Source organism: Mycobacterium sp. NGS39 (genome assembly GCF_059812765.1).
The window spans coordinates 133,744-152,514 of the sequence record NZ_JCALDH010000001.1; the positions used below are offsets into that span (position 1 = coordinate 133,744).

At 65.9% G+C, this 18,771-nt stretch carries 19 protein-coding genes; 16 read left to right on the forward strand and 3 right to left on the reverse strand.

Annotated features, from left to right (window positions below; all coding sequences use genetic code 11):
* Positions 1 to 32: 32 nt before the first annotated feature.
* The gene (locus tag AC5Y39_RS00670; RefSeq protein WP_499906276.1) at positions 33 to 773 is read right to left on the reverse strand and encodes an HAD-IIA family hydrolase; all 741 of its coding nucleotides are present in this window, start codon (positions 771 to 773) and stop codon (positions 33 to 35) included.
* Between the two features lie 79 nt (positions 774 to 852).
* On the opposite strand from AC5Y39_RS00670, the gene AC5Y39_RS00675 reads away from it, so the two are divergent.
* The gene (locus tag AC5Y39_RS00675) at positions 853 to 1,629 is read left to right on the forward strand and encodes an SDR family oxidoreductase (RefSeq protein WP_500015807.1); all 777 of its coding nucleotides are present in this window, start codon (positions 853 to 855) and stop codon (positions 1,627 to 1,629) included.
* Positions 1,630 to 1,680: 51 nt separating this feature from the next.
* Here the strand turns inward: AC5Y39_RS00675 and AC5Y39_RS00680 are convergent, their stop codons facing one another.
* Positions 1,681 to 1,809: a hypothetical protein gene (locus AC5Y39_RS00680; RefSeq protein WP_499904819.1), complete on the reverse strand. Its 129-nt coding sequence runs from the start codon at positions 1,807 to 1,809 to the stop codon at positions 1,681 to 1,683.
* A 121-nt stretch (positions 1,810 to 1,930) separates the two neighbouring features.
* On the opposite strand from AC5Y39_RS00680, the gene AC5Y39_RS00685 reads away from it, so the two are divergent.
* Both AC5Y39_RS00685 and AC5Y39_RS00690 read left to right on the forward strand, forming a co-directional pair.
* The gene (locus AC5Y39_RS00685) at positions 1,931 to 2,614 is read left to right on the forward strand and encodes a TetR/AcrR family transcriptional regulator (protein ID WP_500015808.1); all 684 of its coding nucleotides are present in this window, start codon (positions 1,931 to 1,933) and stop codon (positions 2,612 to 2,614) included.
* Positions 2,614 to 3,057 (forward strand): SRPBCC family protein, encoded by a 444-nt coding sequence (locus tag AC5Y39_RS00690; RefSeq protein WP_500015809.1) that lies wholly within the window; start codon positions 2,614 to 2,616, stop codon positions 3,055 to 3,057. Before AC5Y39_RS00685 ends, AC5Y39_RS00690 begins: the two co-directional genes overlap by 1 nt.
* A 52-nt stretch (positions 3,058 to 3,109) precedes the next feature.
* Here the strand turns inward: AC5Y39_RS00690 and AC5Y39_RS00695 are convergent, their stop codons facing one another.
* Positions 3,110 to 3,796, reverse strand: coding sequence for a GntR family transcriptional regulator (locus tag AC5Y39_RS00695; RefSeq protein WP_500015810.1), 687 nt, complete (start codon positions 3,794 to 3,796; stop codon positions 3,110 to 3,112).
* Positions 3,797 to 3,961: 165 nt separating this feature from the next.
* Here AC5Y39_RS00695 and fadD5 point away from each other — a divergent pair, with 165 nt between their 5' ends.
* The 13 genes from fadD5 (at position 3,962) to AC5Y39_RS00760 (ending at position 18,769) form a co-directional block, all read left to right on the forward strand.
* Positions 3,962 to 5,602, forward strand: coding sequence for a fatty-acid--CoA ligase FadD5 (fadD5, locus tag AC5Y39_RS00700; RefSeq protein ID WP_500016109.1), 1,641 nt, complete (start codon positions 3,962 to 3,964; stop codon positions 5,600 to 5,602).
* A 209-nt stretch (positions 5,603 to 5,811) separates the two neighbouring features.
* Positions 5,812 to 6,609 (forward strand): MlaE family ABC transporter permease, encoded by a 798-nt coding sequence (locus AC5Y39_RS00705; RefSeq protein ID WP_500015811.1) that lies wholly within the window; start codon positions 5,812 to 5,814, stop codon positions 6,607 to 6,609.
* A 1-nt stretch (position 6,610) separates the two neighbouring features.
* Complete coding sequence (locus AC5Y39_RS00710) at positions 6,611 to 7,480, forward strand: MlaE family ABC transporter permease (RefSeq protein ID WP_500015812.1); 870 nt, start codon at positions 6,611 to 6,613, stop codon at positions 7,478 to 7,480.
* 4 nt (positions 7,481 to 7,484) lie between these two features.
* Positions 7,485 to 8,696: an MCE family protein gene (locus tag AC5Y39_RS00715; RefSeq protein WP_500015813.1), complete on the forward strand. Its 1,212-nt coding sequence runs from the start codon at positions 7,485 to 7,487 to the stop codon at positions 8,694 to 8,696.
* Positions 8,693 to 9,724: a virulence factor Mce family protein gene (locus tag AC5Y39_RS00720; RefSeq protein ID WP_500015814.1), complete on the forward strand. Its 1,032-nt coding sequence runs from the start codon at positions 8,693 to 8,695 to the stop codon at positions 9,722 to 9,724. Before AC5Y39_RS00715 ends, AC5Y39_RS00720 begins: the two co-directional genes overlap by 4 nt.
* Entirely contained in the window at positions 9,721 to 11,277 is a 1,557-nt protein-coding gene (locus tag AC5Y39_RS00725) for an MCE family protein (protein WP_500015815.1), read from the forward strand. Before AC5Y39_RS00720 ends, AC5Y39_RS00725 begins: the two co-directional genes overlap by 4 nt.
* Before the next feature lie 3 nt (positions 11,278 to 11,280).
* Complete coding sequence (locus AC5Y39_RS00730) at positions 11,281 to 12,909, forward strand: virulence factor Mce family protein (RefSeq protein WP_500015816.1); 1,629 nt, start codon at positions 11,281 to 11,283, stop codon at positions 12,907 to 12,909.
* Positions 12,909 to 14,057 carry a virulence factor Mce family protein gene (locus tag AC5Y39_RS00735; RefSeq protein WP_500015817.1) on the forward strand — a complete coding sequence of 383 codons (1,149 nt, stop codon included), beginning with the start codon at positions 12,909 to 12,911 and terminating at the stop codon, positions 14,055 to 14,057. The genes AC5Y39_RS00730 and AC5Y39_RS00735 overlap by 1 nt, the downstream gene beginning before the upstream one ends.
* Positions 14,058 to 14,060: 3 nt before the next feature.
* Complete coding sequence (locus AC5Y39_RS00740) at positions 14,061 to 15,680, forward strand: virulence factor Mce family protein (protein ID WP_500015818.1); 1,620 nt, start codon at positions 14,061 to 14,063, stop codon at positions 15,678 to 15,680.
* Positions 15,650 to 16,309, forward strand: coding sequence for an Rv1363c family protein (locus AC5Y39_RS00745; RefSeq protein WP_500015819.1), 660 nt, complete (start codon positions 15,650 to 15,652; stop codon positions 16,307 to 16,309). The genes AC5Y39_RS00740 and AC5Y39_RS00745 overlap by 31 nt, the downstream gene beginning before the upstream one ends.
* On the forward strand, positions 16,306 to 17,283 hold the full coding sequence (locus AC5Y39_RS00750; RefSeq protein WP_500015820.1) for an RDD family protein: 978 nt from the start codon (positions 16,306 to 16,308) through the stop codon (positions 17,281 to 17,283). Before AC5Y39_RS00745 ends, AC5Y39_RS00750 begins: the two co-directional genes overlap by 4 nt.
* Positions 17,280 to 17,849, forward strand: coding sequence for an Rv1363c family protein (locus tag AC5Y39_RS00755; RefSeq protein ID WP_500015821.1), 570 nt, complete (start codon positions 17,280 to 17,282; stop codon positions 17,847 to 17,849). The genes AC5Y39_RS00750 and AC5Y39_RS00755 overlap by 4 nt, the downstream gene beginning before the upstream one ends.
* Positions 17,816 to 18,769, forward strand: a complete 954-nt coding sequence (locus tag AC5Y39_RS00760; protein ID WP_500015822.1) for a mammalian cell entry protein — start codon at positions 17,816 to 17,818, stop codon at positions 18,767 to 18,769. The genes AC5Y39_RS00755 and AC5Y39_RS00760 overlap by 34 nt, the downstream gene beginning before the upstream one ends.
* The last annotated feature ends 2 nt before the right edge of the window (positions 18,770 to 18,771 follow it).

Genomic DNA, 18,771 nt, shown 5'->3' on the forward strand with positions numbered 1-18,771 from the left:
ACGTGGCCGCGGCCCGCGGTCGCGCAACCCGGCTACACCAGTTCGATCGCGTCGGCGATCGACTGCAGGATCCGGCTCGGCCGAAACGGGTAGCGCTCCACGTCCTCCAGCGTCGTCGAGCCGGTGAGAACGAGGATTGTCTCCAGTCCCGCTTCGATCCCGGCGACCACGTCGGTGTCCATCCGGTCGCCGATCATCACTGTGCTCTCGGAGTGCGCTTCGATGCGGTTGAGTGCGCTGCGGAACATCATCGGGTTCGGCTTGCCGACGAAGTACGGGGTGCGCCCGGTGGCCTTAGTGATCAGCGCGGCCACCGAGCCCGTGGCCGGCAGCGGCCCCTCCGCCGAAGGGCCCGTCACGTCGGGGTTGGTCGCGATGAACCGGGCGCCGCGCAGAATCAGCCGGATCGCCTTCGTGATCGCCTCGAACGAGTAAGTGCGCGTCTCGCCGAGCACCACGAAGTCGGGGTCGATGTCGGTGAGCGTGTAGCCCACCTCGTGCAGTGCCGTGGTGAGCCCGGCTTCGCCGATCACATACGCCGACCCTGCGTGCAACTGGTCGTCGAGGAAGGCTGCGGTCGCCAGCGCCGACGTCCATATCGACTCCTCCGGCACATGCAAGCCGGAGCGGGCCAAGCGGGCAGCCAGGTCACGCGGCGTGAAGATCGAATTGTTGGTCAGCACAAGGAATCTGCGCTGCTTGTCGACGAGCCGCTGCAAGAACTCGGCCGCGCCGGGCAACGTGTGCTCTTCACGAACCAGCACGCCATCCATATCGGTCAGCCAGCACTTGGCCTCTCCCCGCACCGGACCAGTCTGTCAGCCGAAACGGCCGGGCCTCAGACTGGTGCCCATGGTTGCTGAACTGTTCCGGCTCGACGGGAAGGTCGCCGTAGTCACCGGCGGCGGCCGGGGGATCGGTCTGATGATCGCGCGGGGACTGTTAGAGGCCGGCGCGAAGGTGTATCTGTCCAGCCGCAAGGCCCACGAACTCGACGCGGCGGTCGAGGCGTTGTCGCCGCTGGGTTCGGTGGCGGCCATCCCGGCCGATCTCGGCACCGCCGACGGGGTGAACGCCCTCGTCACGGCGCTGGCCGATCGCGAGGACGCGGTCCATGCGCTGTTCAACAACGCGGGCATGGCGTGGGGCGCCCCGTTCGACGAGTTCCCCGAGTCGGGCTTCGACCGGATCCTGGCGGTCAACATCAAGGGCGTCTTCATGCTCACCCGGGCGCTGGTTCCGCTGCTGAAGGCGGCGTCGACGCCCGAGGATCCCGCGCGGGTGATCAACACCGGAAGCATCGACGGCATCCGGCCACCGGCCCGCGGTCGCGACAACTTCTCCTACAGCGCCAGCAAGGCGGGCGTGCACATGCTCACCCAGCACCTTGCGGGCGAGCTCGCACCCGACATCTCGGTGAACGCGATTGCGCCCGGCCTCTTTCAATCCCGGATGACGAAAGCGATCCTGGCGCCGGGCGCCGAGGCGGTGGGCGCCGCGCTGCCGTTGGGGCGCATCGGTCGGCCCGACGACATGGCCGGAGTAGCAGTGTTTCTGGCTAGCCGCGCCAGCACCTACATCACCGCAGCGGTGATACCGATCGACGGCGGCGCGAGCGTGTTGCGCTAGGTGTCAATTCGCGAACGTGAAGCACGTTCACGTTCGCGGCCGACGTTGGCGTCAGACCGGGGGATAGGCCGGCGGGGGGTAGCCGCCGCCCGGGCCCGACACCCCGCGCAACGCCCAGCCCAGGTAGTTGAAGAAGTACTCGATCTCGTCGCTGGCATCGTAGTCCGGGTTCGGATCCACGGAGCACCCCCTCGTCGTCGGCTTCCGCGCCGAGTCTAGCCCGCACCCCGGACGCGAAGAAGTGTGCAATCCAACCGGTTGATCGAGCTGAGGCTCGCGGCGGGAAATATAGTGAATCGCCATGCGAGGATCCAGCAGCTCACCACAGGAGAACGGAGCGGAGCTCTCGCGCCGCGAGGAGCTGTTGGCCGTCGCCACCAAGCTGTTCGCGGCGCGCGGTTATCACGGCACCAGGATCAACGACGTCGCCGACGTGGTCGGGCTCAACAAGGCGACGGTGTACCACTACTACGCCAGCAAGTCGCTGATCCTGTTCGACATCTACCGCGAAGCCGCCGACCGCACGGTCGCCGCCGTCCACGACGAGCCCGGATGGTCTGCCCGTGAGGCGATCTTCCACTTCACCCGGCGGCTGCTGGAGAACATCGCCAACAACATCGAAGGCGCGGCGGTCTACTTCCAGGAGAGTCCCTACATCACCGAGTGGTTCACCGAAGACCAGGTGGCCTACGTCCGGGCGGCCGAGACCACGGTCTACGAGCACGTGCGCGACGTGATCGACCGGGGAATCGCCAGCGGCGAGTTCTACGAGTGCGACTCTCACGTGCTGGCTCTGGGCTACATCGGGATGGTGTTGGGGGCTTACCGCTGGCTGCGGCCGACCGGCCGGCGAAGTGCCGAGGAGATTGCGATCGAATTCAGCACTGCGCTACTGCGCGGCCTGATCCGCGACCCGGCCGTGCGAGAGGACTCGCCCCTCGGGGTGCCGCTGGGTGCGGTGCCAACGCCGGAGCCGCAGCCCTGATGCCGCTAGTCAGCAAGACCGTCGAGGTGGCAGCCACGCCGGAGACGATCATGTCGATCGTCGCCGACTTCGAGGCCTATCCCGAATGGAACGAGGAGGTCAAGGGCTGCTGGGTGCTGGCCCGCTACGACGACGGACGGCCCAGCCAGCTGCGCGTGGACGTGTCGATCCAGGGCATGGACGGCACCTACATCTGCGCGGTCTACTACCCGAGTCCGGCTGAGATCTACACGGTGCTGCAGCAAGGCGACCTGTTCTCCAAGCAGCAGCAGAATTTCTCGGTGGTGGGCATGGGCGCGACCTCGCTGCTGACCGTCGACCTGGACGTCGAAACCAAGATGGCGGTCCCCAAGACCATGGTCAAGAAGGTGGTCAACGACGCGCTCGACTACCTGGCCGACAACCTCAAGAAACGTGCCGAGCGCCACCCGCCGAAACGGTAATTGGCGCGGGGTTTTCCAGTGACGGCCGCGTGGAATACCGTTTCGGCGTAGGTCAGGCCCAGATTCCCGACGACTCCAGACGCGCCATCAGCCGGTGCACGCCGTCGTCGAATTGCCAGGTGGTCAGTGCCACCACTTCAGCGGTGTCGCGACGACGCAGCGCCGCCACCAGCCGGCGGTGGTTGTCCACCGCCAGCGCGCCCCACTGCGGGTCACGTGCGTAGATCAGCGGCGGCATGTAGCGCGCCACGTGCAGCAAGAACCACGCCAGCTTGATGCGCCCGCTCGCCAGGTTGAAGGTGCGGTGAAACGCGAATTCCGCGGTCGCCACCGCGTCTGCGTCCGCGCCGGCGACCGCGTCGGCCAAGGCGTCGGCGCAGTGGGCCAGTTCGTCGAGTTCGGCGTCGGTGATCCGCTCGGTGGCGCTGACGGCCAGCTCCTTGGCGATCGTGGCTTGCAGCCAGAAGATGTCCTCGACGTCGCGGCGCGATAGCGGCGCCACCACGTGCCCGCGGTGCGGTTCGAGCACCACCATGCCCTCGCCGCGCAGGGTGCGCAGCGCCTCACGCACCGGGGTGATGCTGACGCCCAGCTGCGCCGCCGTCTCGTCGAGGCGGATGAAGGTTCCGGGCAGCAGTGCGCCGACCATGATCTCCGCGCGAAGATGCGCGGCGACTTCGTCGGAAAGCTGTTCGCGTCGTACAGTCTTCGGCTTGCCCGGCACCGCGGGTGCGTTCACCGGTCCCTCCCCGCATGACGACGATCGCACGCTCGCAAGAGGCTTGTCCCTTCGCGGCCGAGGCCATAGTGTGACCGGGCACGAGAATTTTTGATCAAATATCAACTCGGCGCAACCCTGAGAACCGCGGGAGCAGATTAGGTGAGCAGTCAGCCGTCAAACGGAATCTCTTCGCAGGACCGCTCGTTGGCCACCGAGCAGCCTTATCTGGCCCGTCGCCAGAACTGGACCAATCAGCTGGCGCGCCACGCGCTGATGCAGCCCGATGCCACCGCGCTGCGGTTCCTGGGCCAGACCATCACCTGGGCCGAGCTGAAGCGGCGGGTGGACGCACTGGCCGACGCGCTGCACCGGCGCGGGGTGGGTTTCGGGGATCGGGTGCTGATCCTGATGCTCAATCGGCCCGAGTTCATCGAGTCGTACCTGGCCGCCAACACGCTCGGCGCCATCGCGGTGCCGGTCAATTTCCGGATGACGCCCGCGGAGATCGCGTTCCTCGTGAGCGACTGCGAGGCCAAAGTGGTGATCACTGAATCGGTGCTCGCCAAGGTAGCCACTGCCGTGCGGGACATCGACCCGACGCTGGCCACGGTCGTCGCCGCCGGCTCGCCGACCGAGGACGGCGTAGTGGGCTACGAGGACCTGATCGCGGAAGAGGGCGAAGCCCATCCGGTCGTCGACATCCCCAACGATTCGCCGGCGCTGATCATGTACACCTCCGGCACCACCGGACGGCCCAAGGGCGCGGTGCTCACCCACACCAACCTGGCCGGCCAGGCGCTGACGTTCCTGTTCACCAATGGCGCCGACATCAACCACGACGTCGGCTTCATCGGCGTCCCGCTGTTCCACATCGCCGGCATCGGTAACACCATTCCGGGATTGTTGCTGGGACGCCCCACGGTGATCTACCCGCTGGGCGCATTCGACCCCAACGAGCTGCTCGACGTGCTCGAGGCCGAGAAGGTGACGGGCATCTTCCTGGTGCCCGCCCAGTGGCAGGCGGTGTGCGCCGCACAGCAGGCCAGACCGCGCAACCTCGCGCTGCGGGTGTTGTCCTGGGGGGCGGCACCGGCGTCGGATACGCTGCTGCGCCAGATGTCGGACACGTTCCCGGGCACGCAGATCCTGGCGGCTTTCGGGCAGACCGAGATGTCGCCGGTGACTTGTATGTTGTTGGGAGAGGACGCAATTCGCAAACTCGGTTCCGTTGGGAAGGTGATTCCGACGGTCGCCGCGCGGATCGTCGACGACGACATGAACGACGTCGCCGTGGGCCAGGTCGGCGAGATCGTCTATCGCGCACCCACTCTGATGGCCGGCTACTGGAACAACCCCGAGGCCACCGCGGAGGCCTTCGCCGGTGGCTGGTTCCACTCCGGTGACCTGGTCCGCCGGGACGACGAGGGCTACATCTGGGTGGTCGACCGCAAGAAAGACATGATCATCTCCGGCGGAGAGAACATTTACTCCGCCGAGGTGGAGAACGTGCTGGCCGCCCACCCGGCAATCGTCGAAGTCGCCGTGATCGGGCGTGCGCACGAGAAGTGGGGCGAGGTCCCGGTGGCCGTGGCCGCGGTTGCTGACGAGAAGCTCACGCTGGCTGATCTTGACGAATTCCTGACCGATCGGCTGGCTCGCTACAAGCACCCGAAGGCGCTGGAGATCGTCGACGCGCTGCCCCGCAATCCTGCGGGCAAAGTCCTGAAAACGGAACTGCGCCGCCGCTTCAGCGGCGGTGCGCCCAGCGGGGCGGGCCAAAGCGACTCTGCGGCAACAGTTTCTGCCGGGGCAGCGGACGGCTGATCGATGGAGACAAGTTTGCTAACGGATCGAGTCTCAATCGCGCGGATGCGGTGTACTGCCGAGAATCCATCGGGTACAGTCCTGTGGTCCGTCTTACTACCAACCGGTAGGGAGACGGAGGTCATGTTCGGAGCTGGGCTAGGAGGGGGAGTGCGACAGGATCTGCCGTTGCGCCGCGGGACACGCGGCTCCAACGTGCGGGTGCGCTAATGACCGCAACGACCGCATTCACTGGTTATTTGCGGGATCGTGCCGCTCCGCCGCTCGAGGCGGTCGGCGGCTTCTTCCGGATGTGCGTGCTCACCGCCAAGGCCACCACCAAGTGGCCATTCGAGTTCAGAGAGTTCGTCCTTCAATCCTGGTTCTTGATGCGGGTGACGTTCCTGCCCACCGTCGCCCTTGCGGTGCCCGACACCGTGCTGATCATCTTCACGCTCAACCTGTTGCTGGTGGAGTTCGGCGCGGCCGACGTGTCCGGGGCGGGCGCGGGGCTGGCCGCCGTCACTCAGCTGGGGCCGATCGTGACCGTGCTGGTGGTGGCCGGCGCCGGCTCCACCGCGATCTGTGCTGACCTCGGCGCCCGCACCATCCGTGAAGAAATCGATGCGCTGGAAGTGCTCGGCATCGACCCGATCCACCGCCTGGTGGTACCGCGCGTGGTCGCCGCGACGTTCGTCGCCGTGCTGCTCAACGGCGCGGTGATCATCATCGGTCTGGTCGGCGGCTTCATCTTCGGCGTGTACTTCCAGAACGTCTCGGCGGGTGCATACCTGTCCACGCTGACGTTGGTCACCGGCCTGCCCGAAGTGGTGATCTCGATCGTCAAAGCGTTCACGTTCGGGCTGATCGCCGGCCTGGTCGGGTGTTACCGCGGGCTCACGGTGTCGGGTGGGTCCAAAGGACTGGGCACAGCCGTCAACGAAACTCTGGTGTTGTCGGTGGTGGCGTTGTTCGCCGTGAACGTCGTGCTGACCACCATCGGCGTCCGGTACGGAACGGGGCGTTGAGATGAGTACCGCGACCGTTCTTCGCAGCCGGTTTCCCCGGGCCTACGACCGAGCGACCCGATGGGGCAGCGCACCCGGCCGGTTCCTGGACAACACAGGCCGATTGGCCTGGTTCGTCGTCACCGCGATCGGCCAGATTCCCAACGCGCTGCTGCACTACCGCCGCGCCATGCTGCGCTTGGTCGCCGAGATCGGCATGGGCACAGGCGCAATGGCGGTGGTGGGTGGTACCACCGCCATCGTCGGTTTCGTGACTCTCTCCGGTGGTTCGCTGATCGCCATCCAGGGCTACGCGTCGCTGGGCAACATCGGTGTAGAGGCGTTCACGGGATTCGTCGCCGCCCTGGTGAACGTCCGCGTCGTCGCACCGCTGGTCGCGGGTCAGGCGCTGGCCGCCACGGTGGGCGCCGGTGCTACCGCCGAGCTAGGTGCGATGCGGATCAGCGAGGAGATCGACGCGCTCGAGGTGATGGGCATCAGGTCGGTCTGCTACCTGGTGTCGACGCGCATCCTGGCCGGCCTCGTGGTGATCGTGCCGCTGTACTCGATGGCGATCATCCTGTCGTTCTTGTCGGCACAGGTCACCACCACGCTCTTCTACGGTCAGTCGACCGGCACCTACGAACACTACTTCCGGACGTTCCTGCGTCCTGACGACGTGTTCTGGTCGTTCATCCAGGCAGTCATCATCTCGATCATCGTGATGCTCAACCACTGCTATTTCGGTTACAACGCCAGCGGTGGGCCCGTCGGCGTGGGCGAGGCCGTCGGCCGGTCCATGCGGGCATCGCTGGTGTCGATCGTGATCGTTGTTCTGTTCGCCTCGTTGGCGCTCTACGGCACCAACCCGAACTTCAACCTGACGGTGTAGCGCCATGACCGCACCCCTGAACCCCAGCCGCACACCGCCGTACAAGCTGGCCGGGATCGTCCTGCTGCTGGCCTTCGTGTTGGTGGTGGTGCTGGTTGGGCTGCAGTTCCGCGGCAAGTTCCAGCCGAAGACCCAGCTGACCATGATGTCCGACCGGGCCGGCCTGGTGATGGACCCCGGCTCCAAGGTCACCTACAACGGCGTAGAGATCGGTCGCGTCTCCGACGTCACCGAGGTGAACGTCAACGGGGAACCGAAGGCCAAGCTGACCCTGGACGTCAAACCCAAGTACATCAGGCTGATCCCGGCCAACGTCGACGCCACGATCCAGGCGACTACGGTGTTCGGCAACAAGTACGTGTCGTTCTCGTCGCCGAAAACCCCAGTGAATCAACGGGTTTCGGCCAAAGATGTAATCCAGGCGTCGCACGTGACCACCGAGTTCAACACGCTGTTCGAGACATTGCTGTCGATCGCCGAGAAGGTGGACCCGGTCAAGCTCAATGAGACGCTGTCCGCGGCTGCAGAGGGACTCAGCGGTCTGGGAGATCGCTTCGGACAGTCGATCATCCACGGCAACGACATCCTGGCCGACGTGAACCCGAAGATGCCCCAGATTCGCTACGACGTGCAGCGGCTGGGAGACCTTGCCGAGGTGTATGCCAACGCGTCGCAGGATCTGTGGGCGTTCCTGCGCGGTGCGGTCACCACCGCGCACACGTTCAACGAGCAGCAAGCCAATCTCGACGCGGCACTGACCGCATCGATCGGGTTCGGCAACACCGGCGGCGAGGTCTTCGAACGCGGCGGGCCGTACCTGAAGCGCGGTGTCCAAGACCTCATTCCGAGTTCACAATTGCTCGACGAGTACAGCCCGGCGCTGTTCTGCACCATCCGCAAGTTCCACAACATCGCACCGAAGATCGCCGATTCGCTTGGCGGCAACGGTTATTCGCTGCGCACACACTCCGAGGTGGTGGGTGCGGGCAACCCGTACGTGTATCCGGACAATCTGCCGCGCGTCAATGCTCACGGTGGGCCGGAAGGCAAGCCTGGCTGCTGGCAGGAGGTAAACCGCGACCTGTGGCCGGCGCCATATCTGGTGATGGACACCGGTGCGTCGCTCGCGCCTTACAACCACTTCGAACTCGGCTCGCCCTTTGCCATCGAGTACGTGTGGGGACGCCAAATCGGGGAGTACACGATCAACCCATGAAAATCACAGGTACCGCGATCAAACTCGGAGCATTCTCGGTGGTGCTCCTGCTCTTCAGCGCGGTGATCATCGTGGTGTTCGGTCAGATGCGCTTCGACCGGACCAGCGGGTACTCGGCGATTTTCTCCAATGCCAGTGGTCTGCGCAGCGGCCAGTTTGTTCGCGCCTCCGGGGTGGAGGTCGGCAAGGTCGCCAAAGTGGAACTCATCGACGGCGGCCGACGGGCCCGCGTGGAGTTTCGCGTCGACCGCTCGCTGCCGCTGTACGACGGGACCACGGCATCCATCCGGTATTTGAACCTGATCGGCGACCGCTACCTCGATCTGCAACGCGGCGACAGCAACAAGCGGCTGCCTGTCGGCAGCACCATCCCGCTGGAGAGGACCAAGCCGGCCCTCGATCTCGACGCGCTCATCGGGAGCTTCCGCCCGCTGTTCCGTGCGCTGGACCCGCAGAAGGTAAACAACATCGCCCAGTCGATCATCACCGTGTTCCAGGGCCAGGGCGGCACCATCAACGACATCCTTGACCAGACAGCCCAGTTGACGTCGACGCTGGCTGAGCGGGACCAGGCGGTCGGTGAGGTGATCAAGAACCTCAACACGGTGCTCGACACCACCGTTCGCCACCAGAAGCAGTTCGACGAGACGGTCGACAACTTCGAGAAGCTCATCACCGGCTTGAAGAATCGTGCCGATCCGATCGCCGACTCCACCGCCGAGATCAGCAACGCGGCCGGCACCCTCGCCGGGATCCTGTCGGACAACCGGCCACTGCTCCACGACACCTTGGGACATCTCGAAACCATTCAGGGGCCGCTGATCGACCAGAAGGATCAGCTCAACGACATCCTGGTGCGATTGCCCACGGCGCTGAAGATCATCGGGCGCGCCGGTGGCGTCTACGGTGACTTCTTCAACTTCTACGCCTGCGACATCTCGTTGAAGCTCAACGGATTGCAGCCGGGCGGTCCGGTGCGCACGGTGCGCATCACCACTCAGCCCACAGGCAGGTGCACGCCGCAATGAGAACTTTGGAGGGCTCTAACCGCCTGCGCGTCGGCTTGATGGGCATCATCGTGGTGCTGCTGGTTGTCGCCGTCGGGCAAACCTTCGTCAGTATCCCGCAGTTGTTCGCGCAGCCCACCTACTTTGCGCAGTTCAAGGATGCCGGTGGCATCAAGCCCGGCGACAAGGTGCAAGTCGCCGGCGTCGAGGTCGGAAAAGTGAAGTCGCTGCAGATCCAGGCCGACCACATCGTCGTGGGCTTCGAGCTGGGCCCCAACCAGATCGGCAAGGACAGCCGGGCCGCGATCCGGACCGACACGATCCTGGGCCGCAAGAACATCTCGATCGAGCCGCGTGGCTCAGACTGGTTGCACGCCAACGGTGTTCTGCCGCTGGGCAACACCAGCACGCCGTACCAGGTCTATGACGCGGTGTTCGACGTCACCAAGGCGGCATCGGGCTGGGACATCGACACGGTCAAGCAGTCGCTGAATGTGCTGTCGCAGACCATCGACCAGACGTATCCTCATCTGAGCGCAGCGCTCCAGGGGGTGGAGCGGTTCTCCGACACGATCGGCAAGCGCGACGACCAGATCAAGCAGCTGCTGGCCAACGCCAACAAGATCGCCGGGGTGCTGGGCAATCGCGGCGGGCAGATCAACGCCCTGCTGGTGAACGCGAAGACATTGCTGGCCGCCATCAACGAACGCGGACAGGCGATTACGTATCTGCTGGAGAACGTGTCGGCGTTCTCTGAGCAGCTCAAGGCGTTCATCGACGAGAACCCGAACCTGAACCACGTGCTCGAGCAGCTGCGCACGGTCAGCGACCTGCTGGTTCAGCGCAAGATGGATCTGGCCGACGCGCTGACCACGCTGAGCAAGTTCACGGCGTCACTGGGCGAAGCGCTCGCATCGGGCCCATACTTCAAGGTGCTGCTGGTCAACCTGCTGCCGTACCAGATTCTGCAGCCGTTCGTCGACGCGGCGTTCAAGAAGCGTGGCATCGACCCCGAAAACTTCTGGCGCGGTGCGGGTTTGCCTGCGTTCCGCTGGCCCGACCCCAACGGTGTCAGGTTCCCCAACGGTGCGCCGCCACCGGCCCCGACGCCGTTGGAAGGCACTCCGGACTTCCCCGGCCCGGCGGTGCCGCCAGGCTCGCCGTGCTCGTACACCCCGCCGCCGGACGGTGTGCCGACCGCTGCTAATCCGCTGCCCTGCTCGCATTTGAGCGTCGGCCCCTACGGCGACAACCCGTTCGGCCCGAACTACACCGGACCTGATGTAGCCACGTCGCCGCCGAACCCGAACGGTCCGGGCTACACGCCGGGCATCACCAGCGCCGGGGTGCCGGGGCAGAGCCCGCCGGATCTGCAGGGCGTTCCCGTTCCGCTGCCGCCGGCCCCGCCCGGTGCACGCACGGAACCCCTTGGGCCAGTGTCGAACCCGTTCCCGGCGCCTCCGGTGCCCCCGGCAGACCTACCGGGGCCTCCGCCACCGCCCGGACCCGGCCCGCAGGTGCCGGACGGTCCGCCGCCCGGCATGCCTGGACCCGTAGACATTGGAGGCCGCTGACCGATGTCGACGATCTTCAACATCCGAAGCCTCAAGTTGCCCAACGTTTCCCGGGCCGCCCTAGCCGTCGGTGCGGTGGTGGTCGTGCTGGCGATTGTTGCGGCGGTCATCGGCTTCCAGGTGTACAAGAAGCTGACCAACAACACAGTCGTCGCGTATTTCAGCCAGGCGCTAGCGCTGTATCCCGGTGACAAGGTGCAGATCATGGGCGTCAGGGTCGGCACGATCGACAAGATCGAGCCGGCCGGCGACAAGATGAAAGTGACGTTCCACTACCAGAACAAGTACAAGGTGCCCGCGAACGCCACCGCGTCGATCCTGAACCCCACCCTGGTCGCGTCCCGCGTGATCCAGCTGTCGCCGCCCTACACCGGTGGACCGGTGCTCAAGGACGGCGCCGTCATTCCGCTCGAACGCACTCAGGTTCCCGTGGAATACGACGAGCTACGCAACGCGATCGACCGGATCCTCAGCGGCCTGGGGCCCACCAAGGAACAGCCCAAAGGTCCATTCGGTGACGTCGTCGAGTCGTTCGCCGACGGCCTGTCCGGCAAGGGTGAGCAGATCAACAAGACGCTCAACAGCCTGTCGGAAGCACTCACCACACTTAACTCCGGACGCGGTGACTTCTTCAGCGTGGTGCGCAGTCTGGCGCTCTTCGTCAATGCGCTGTACAAGAGCGATCAGCAGTTCGTCGCACTGAACAACGAACTGGCCAGCATCACCAACAAGTTCAACAACACCGACCGCGAAGTCGCCAACGCGTTGCGCGACATCAATCAGGTGCTGACCACCACTCGCTCACTCCTGGACAAAAACAGCGAAGTGCTGGTGCATGACATCAACAATCTCGCCGACGTCACCACCGCGATCTTGCAGCCGGAGCCGCGCAACGGCCTGGAGACAGCTCTGCACGTGTTCCCCAACCTGGCGTCGAACCTCGTCAACATCACGTCGCCGATTTCCAGCGGCATCGTCGGGCTGCCGGTGCTGGCGAGCTTCGCAAACCCGATGCAGTTCATCTGCAGTGCGATTCAGGCCGGCAGCCGGCTGGGCTACCAAGAGTCGGCTGAGTTGTGTGCCCAGTACCTGGCACCGATCCTCGACGCGATCAAGTTCAATTATCTGCCGTTCGGCGTGAACACGGCCTACACGGCCGAAACGTTGCCGAAGATGGTCGCCTACTCCGAGGACCGGCTACGACCGCCGCCCGGCTACAAGGACACCACCGTGCCCGGCATCTTCTCGCGCGACACCCTATTCTCGCACGGCAACCATGAGCCCGGCTGGGTGGTGGCTCCGGGGATGCAGGGTCTGGACGTGCAGCCGTTCACCGCGAACATGCTGACGCCGGAGTCGCTGGCCGAGCTGATGGGCGGCCCCGACATCGTGCCGCCGGCCGCGCCGCCGACGTTCGGCGCACCGCCGGGCGGTAACCTGCCCGGTCCGCCGAACGCCTACAGCGAGAACACACCGCTTCCGCCGCCGTGGTATCCGCAACCTGGTCCGCCGCCGGCGCCAGCGCCCGGTGTGTCTCAGGTGCCGATGGTCGCGCCGGCTCCGGTGGGTGCGCCCGCGGCGCCGGCAGCGCCGCCACCGCCGGGTGGCTATCCAGCTGAGGGGGCGGGCTGATGACTCGCGTGCGGATCACCCGTTACGGCCGGCGGGGCGTGGCGCTGGTCGCGACGGCGCTGATGCTGACGGCCTGCGGCTGGCGCGGAATCGCCAATGTGCCGTTGCCCGGCGGCCCCGGTTCCGGACCGGACCACATGACCGTCTACGTCGACATGCCGGACACGTTGGCGCTCAACGTCAATAGCCGCGTACGCGTCGCCGACGTCTACGTGGGCTCGGTCAAGGCGATCGAGCTGCGCAACTGGGTGCCGCGGCTGAAGCTCGACCTGCAGCCGGGCGTGAAGCTGCCTGCCAACGCGACCGCGAAGATCGGCCAGACCAGCTTGCTGGGTTCACAGCACGTCGAACTGGGAGTGCCGCCCAATCCGTCGCCGCAGCCGTTGAAGAGCGGTGACGTGATCCCGCTGTCGCGGTCGGAGGCGTACCCCAGCACCGAGCGGGTGCTGGCGGCGATCTCGATGATCCTGCGCGGCGGCGGCATTCCCGATCTGGAGGTCATTCAGACCGAGGTCAACAACATTCTCCAGGGCCGCGCGCCGCAGATCCGCGAGTTCCTCAACCGGCTCGATACGTTCACCAATGAGCTGAACCAGCAGCGCGACGATCTGACGCGCGCCATCGACCAGTCGAACCGGCTGCTGACGATCGTCGCCGAGAACAACGAGACGCTGGATCGGTTGCTCACCGAATTCCCGCCGCTGATCAAGCATTTCAACGGCACCCGCGACCTGTTCGCCGACGCGGTGGTGGCGATCGGCCGGATCAGCCGGGCGGCCGACGAGACGCTGACACCCGTGCGCGAGCAGCTGCACACCAACCTGCAGCTGCTGCAGCGACCGCTGCGCGAACTCGGCAAAGCCGCGCCGTATCTGATCGGTGCGCTGAAGCTAATGCTGACGGCGCCGTTCAACATCGATAACGTGCCGAAAGCCGTTCGTGGTGACTACATCAACGTGTCGATCGTCGCGGACCTCACGCTGAGCGCAATCGACAACGGGCAGCTGTCAGGTACGGGCCTTTCCGGCATGCTGCGCGCACTCGAGCAGTCGTGGGGACGTGACCCGGCGACGATGATCCCGGATGTCCGGTTCAGCCCGAACCCGCATGACGCGCCGAACGGGCCGCTGGTGGAGAGGCACGAGTAAGCCATGATCACGCGCTTCATCCGGATCCAGCTCATCTTGTTCGTTGTACTCACGGTGATCGCGCTGCTGGTCCTCGGCTGGTACTACCTACGGATCCCTCGGCTGATAGGGATCGGGCAGTACACGCTTTACGCGGAGTTGCCGCGCTCGGGTGGCCTGTACGAAACGGCGAACGTCACGTACCGGGGCATCGCGATCGGGCGCGTGACTGAAGTGGAGCCCACCGAGCGGGGGGCGCGTGCGACGCTCAGCATCGACGAGCGCTACAAGATTCCGCAGAACGCGTCGGCGAACGTGCATTCGGTGTCGGCGGTCGGTGAGCAGTATCTGGACCTGGTGCCGGCGGGCAACTCCAAGGAGTATCTGCGCGACGGGCAGACGATCACCAAGAGCACGGTGCCCTCGGATGTGGGACCGGCGCTAGATGCCACCAACCGCGGGCTCAACGCGCTGCCCAAGGAGAAGATCGCGACGTTGCTCAACGAGACATCGCAGGCGGTCGGCGGACTAGGGCCGGCGTTGCAGCGGCTGGTGGATTCGACCACCAACATCGCCAGCGATTTCCGCGACAACCTGACCCCGGTCAACGACATCATCGCGCATTCGTCGCCGATCCTGGACTCGCAGGTCAACTCCCGCGACAACATCGAAACCTGGGCGGCGAACCTGAATTCCATCGGGACACAAGCTGCTGAGCAGGATGCCGCGCTGCGCAGCGGGCTGCAGCAGGCCGCCCCGACCGCCGATCAGCTCAACTCGGTGTTCTCCGATGTGCGTGACTCGCTGCCGCAGACGCTGGCCAACCTCGAGATCGTCATCGACCTGCTCAAGCGCTACCACAAAGGCGTCGAACAGTCGCTGGTGATCCTTCCGCAGGGCGCGACGATCGCCGAGGCCGCCACCGCGATCTATCCGGGGTACGCCATCATCAACTTTGGGCTGGGTCCGTTGTTCGTCGGCATCGGTGCGGGGGCGTTGACCATGCAGGCCGTGCCGCCGGGCTTCGGCTCTGCGTTGAACGTTCCGCCGCCGTGTCTGACCGGTTTCCTGCCGCCGTCGCAGTGGCGCTCACCCGCCGACACGTCGACAGCGCCGCTGCCGACCGGCACCTATTGCAAGATCCCGAAGGACTATCAGGGGCTCGCAGTGCGCGGCGCGCGTAACTATCCGTGCGCGGATGTGCCGGACAAGCGGGCCGCCACGCCCATCGAGTGCCGCAGCGATCAGCCGTATGTGCCGATGGGCACCAACCCCTGGTACGGCGACCCCAACCAGATTCTGACGTGTCCGGCGCCGGCGGCGCGCTGTGATCAGCCGGTGGATCCGGGCCGGGTGATTCCGGCGCCCAGTATCAACAACGGCATGAACCCGCTGCCGGCCAATCTGCTGCCGCCGCCGGTGCCGCCGGTCAGTGATGAACTGTCGCGGCCCGGGCAGGGTACGGTGACCTGCAGCGGCCAGCAGCCCAACCCGTGCACCTACACACCGGCACAGGTGCCCACCGCGGTGTACAACCCGCAAAGTGGTGAGGTGGTCGCGCCGGACGGGTCACGCTACAGCGTGAAGGATTCAACCAATACAGGAGACGACGGATGGAAGGAGATGCTGGCGCCAGCCGGCTGAACCCGACGCACACCGCCGAGGCCGAAGAGATCGACGAGACCGACGAGACCGCTCAGGACGTCACCGAGGCACCGGCCGATTCGGCTCCCGAGTCTCCCGAAGCGCAGGAACCGTCTGAGGACCGACCGTCACGGCTGACCCGCGGCTGGTTCGTCGCGATGTTCGCGGTGCTGCTGGTGCTTGCTCTTGGAGTGGGGGCAGGCGGCTACTTGGCGCTGCGATCGCACGCCAACGCGAGGGCATCGGCGCGCGCCGAGCAGGAGGCGGTCAGCGCCGCCAAGGACTGCGTGTCGGCGACGAACGCGCCGGACCCGGCGACAATGGCGGCCAGCGTGCAGAAGATCATCGACTGCTCGACCGGAGACTTCGGTGCGTACGCCAAGATGATGGCGCCGATGATGGTCGAGGCGTACCAGGCGGCGAACGTCAAGGTCGAGGTGACGAACATGCGCGCCGCGGTCGAACGGCACAACGACGACGGCACCATCGACGTGCTGGTGGCATTCCGGTTCAAGGTGCCGTCCAATCCTGACGCCCAGAACCAGGAAACCGGCCTGCGGCTGCGTGCGCAGATGGCTCCTGAAGACGGCCGTTACAGAATCGCCAAGCTCGACCCGGTGATGACTTGACCGTGCTCGTCGCCGAGGAGACGCGCGCGCAGTCGGTCACCGAACAGATCGAAAGCCCGTCCGTCGCGTCGTGGTGGTCGCGCGCAGGCGCTTTTGCGCTCGACGTGCTGTTCCCTCTTGGCGTCGTCGCCGCGGTGGCCTTGGCGGTGACGACAGCACAGATGTACAGCTGGTCGTGGTGGGGGTCGATCGTGGCCGGCGGATTGGTTCTGGTGGCGATGCTGCTGAACCGTCTGGTGGTGCCGGCCGTCACCGGCTGGACGCTGGGCCGGGCATTGTTGGGCATCAGGGTGGTGCGCCGCGACGGTGACGCTGCTGGAATCGGCCGGCTGGTGGCGCGCGATGTGGCCCATCTCCTGGATACCGCCGCGCTGTTCGTCGGCTGGCTGTGGCCGCTGTGGGATTCGCGGAACCGCACGTTCGCAGACCTGCTGCTGCGCACCGAAGTCCGTCGCGTCGGTGCGCAGCCTCCGGTGCGCCGCGCCGTCGGGGCCGTGCTGACCGTCGGAGCGCTGCTGGCCGCGGCCGGCGCCGGGCTGACGTATCTCACGGTGTACCGGCACGACAAGGCCGTCGACACGGCTCGCAGCCAGATTGCCGATCAGGGCCCGCACATCGTCGAGCAGATCCTGACCTACAACGCCGGCTCGATGAAGGACGACTTCGCGCGCGCGCAGAACCTCGTGACTGACAGCTACCGCGACGAGTTGGTGAAGCAGCAGCACGTCGTCGAGAAGAACGCGGCCGCGAACAACGAATACTGGGCCGTGACCAGTTCTGTGCTTCCCGGCACCACACCGGACCACGCGACAATGCTGGTGTTCCTGCAGGGGCAGCGGCAAGCCCAGCAGCAAGAAGTCCGTTTCATCACCGCCACCGCAAAGGTGGCTTTCGAGAAATCGCGCGACGGCACCTGGCGCGTCTCGGAGCTGACCGTGTTGCCGCAGCCGGCATTGAACAGAGGTCCGCGATGAGTCCGCGGCGCAGGATCGAGCCGGGCGCAGAGCAGGTCGCTGTTGCTGTTGTCACCCGCGGCCGCCGGGACTGGCTCGGCTATGTCTTGGGGCTGGCGGGCTTGAGCGTGCTGGCATCGCTGGTGGTGGCGGCAGCGATCACGTTGGGCGGGCTGATGCTGTGGTCGCACGTATCCGACGAGAGGGCCAACGCGCGCGACGCCGACGCACTCGGCTATGTGGGTCACTTCATGACCGAGTACACCAGCCTGGATCCGTTCCACGCGAACGACTATGGGGACCGCATCCTCGCGGAGGCGACGGGCCAGTTCGCCAAGGAGTTCAAGGACAAGCAGAACGAGATCCTGATTCAGGTCGCCAGGGCCGAACCCACCAAGGGCACGGTCATCGAGGCCGGCATCGAGAAGTGGCACGACGACGGCAGCGTCAGCGTTTTGGTGGCGACGAAGATCGACACCACCGCCGGCGAGCCGAGGAAGCCGGTGGAAAGCGGCAACCGGTGGGTGGTCACGGCCGTCAAGGAAGGGCAGCAGTGGAAGATCAGCCAACTGACACAAGTGATCTGACCGACGCAGACGCCGGCGACCAGTCGGCGACCGAGGGTGACGAGCCGACCGCACGTCGGGTGCCGGTGGGCAAGCGCGGCGGCCGGCACAGATACTTCCGGCCGCGCACGGTCACACCGGCGGGCACTGCGGCCACCGCGGAATCGGCGGACGAGCCGGCATCCGTTGCGGAGGGCCCGCAGGCGGGTGACGTCGAACCGTCGGCACAGGAACCCGAGAGCACCGCGGTCGAGGAGCCGGCATCCGACGCGTATCCGCAGATTGCACCAGAAGCCAAGGGCCGCAGTTGGTTTCGCCGACGGAGGGCCGCATCGGATGCTGCACCGTCGGCTGACGTCGCGACCGAGGCCGCGGGTGAAGGAGAAGGCGACGACGAGCCCGTCGAGTTCATCGAGCGCAAGCCCGCCGGCCGGCGGATCACGATCGCCGTGGCCGTGGCCGCCGTGCTGTTCGTGATCGCCGGGGCGTTCGCCGGCTCGATGCTGCAGCCCTACCTCGCCGACCGTGCGGCGGCCGCGACCAAGATGACGATCGCGCGCACCGCCACCGATGCGATCACGACCTTGTTCACGTACACCCCCGACGACATGGATCAGCTGCCGGCGCGGTCGTCGAAGTACCTCGGCGGCGAGCTGAAAGACGCGTACGCCAAGCAGATCGACGCATTGGCCGCCACCAACAAGCAGAACCAGGTCAAGCGCAGCGCCGAAGTCGTCGGCACGGCAGTGGAGTCGGTGGACGGCAGCGATGCCACCGCAATGGTGTACGCCAACATCAGCTACACCAGCGCCAGCACCAAGGATGTGCCGAAGCTCTTCTTGGTGTCCTACCGGCTGAGCATGCAGCGCAAGGGATCTGACTGGGTGATCACCAAGATGCCGTGGATCACCTCGAAAGACCTGACCCGCCTGGCGCCCTGAGG

Bases quoted from the DNA above. Each gene is read 5' to 3' on its own strand.
- AC5Y39_RS00740 (WP_500015818.1), top strand. From the start codon at position 14,061: ATGATCACGCGCTTCATCCGGATCCAGCTCATCTTGTTCGTTGTACTC.
- AC5Y39_RS00715 (WP_500015813.1), top strand. From the start codon at position 7,485: ATGACCGCACCCCTGAACCCCAGCCGCACACCGCCGTACAAGCTGGCC.
- AC5Y39_RS00735 (WP_500015817.1), top strand. From the start codon at position 12,909: ATGACTCGCGTGCGGATCACCCGTTACGGCCGGCGGGGCGTGGCGCTG.
- AC5Y39_RS00670 (WP_499906276.1), bottom strand. From the start codon at position 773: ATGGATGGCGTGCTGGTTCGTGAAGAGCACACGTTGCCCGGCGCGGCC.
- AC5Y39_RS00725 (WP_500015815.1), top strand. From the start codon at position 9,721: ATGAGAACTTTGGAGGGCTCTAACCGCCTGCGCGTCGGCTTGATGGGC.
- AC5Y39_RS00720 (WP_500015814.1), top strand. From the start codon at position 8,693: ATGAAAATCACAGGTACCGCGATCAAACTCGGAGCATTCTCGGTGGTG.
- AC5Y39_RS00710 (WP_500015812.1), top strand. From the start codon at position 6,611: ATGAGTACCGCGACCGTTCTTCGCAGCCGGTTTCCCCGGGCCTACGAC.
- AC5Y39_RS00675 (WP_500015807.1), top strand. From the start codon at position 853: ATGGTTGCTGAACTGTTCCGGCTCGACGGGAAGGTCGCCGTAGTCACC.
- AC5Y39_RS00690 (WP_500015809.1), top strand. From the start codon at position 2,614: ATGCCGCTAGTCAGCAAGACCGTCGAGGTGGCAGCCACGCCGGAGACG.
- AC5Y39_RS00730 (WP_500015816.1), top strand. From the start codon at position 11,281: ATGTCGACGATCTTCAACATCCGAAGCCTCAAGTTGCCCAACGTTTCC.
- AC5Y39_RS00705 (WP_500015811.1), top strand. From the start codon at position 5,812: ATGACCGCAACGACCGCATTCACTGGTTATTTGCGGGATCGTGCCGCT.
- AC5Y39_RS00745 (WP_500015819.1), top strand. From the start codon at position 15,650: ATGGAAGGAGATGCTGGCGCCAGCCGGCTGAACCCGACGCACACCGCC.
- AC5Y39_RS00685 (WP_500015808.1), top strand. From the start codon at position 1,931: ATGCGAGGATCCAGCAGCTCACCACAGGAGAACGGAGCGGAGCTCTCG.
- AC5Y39_RS00755 (WP_500015821.1), top strand. From the start codon at position 17,280: ATGAGTCCGCGGCGCAGGATCGAGCCGGGCGCAGAGCAGGTCGCTGTT.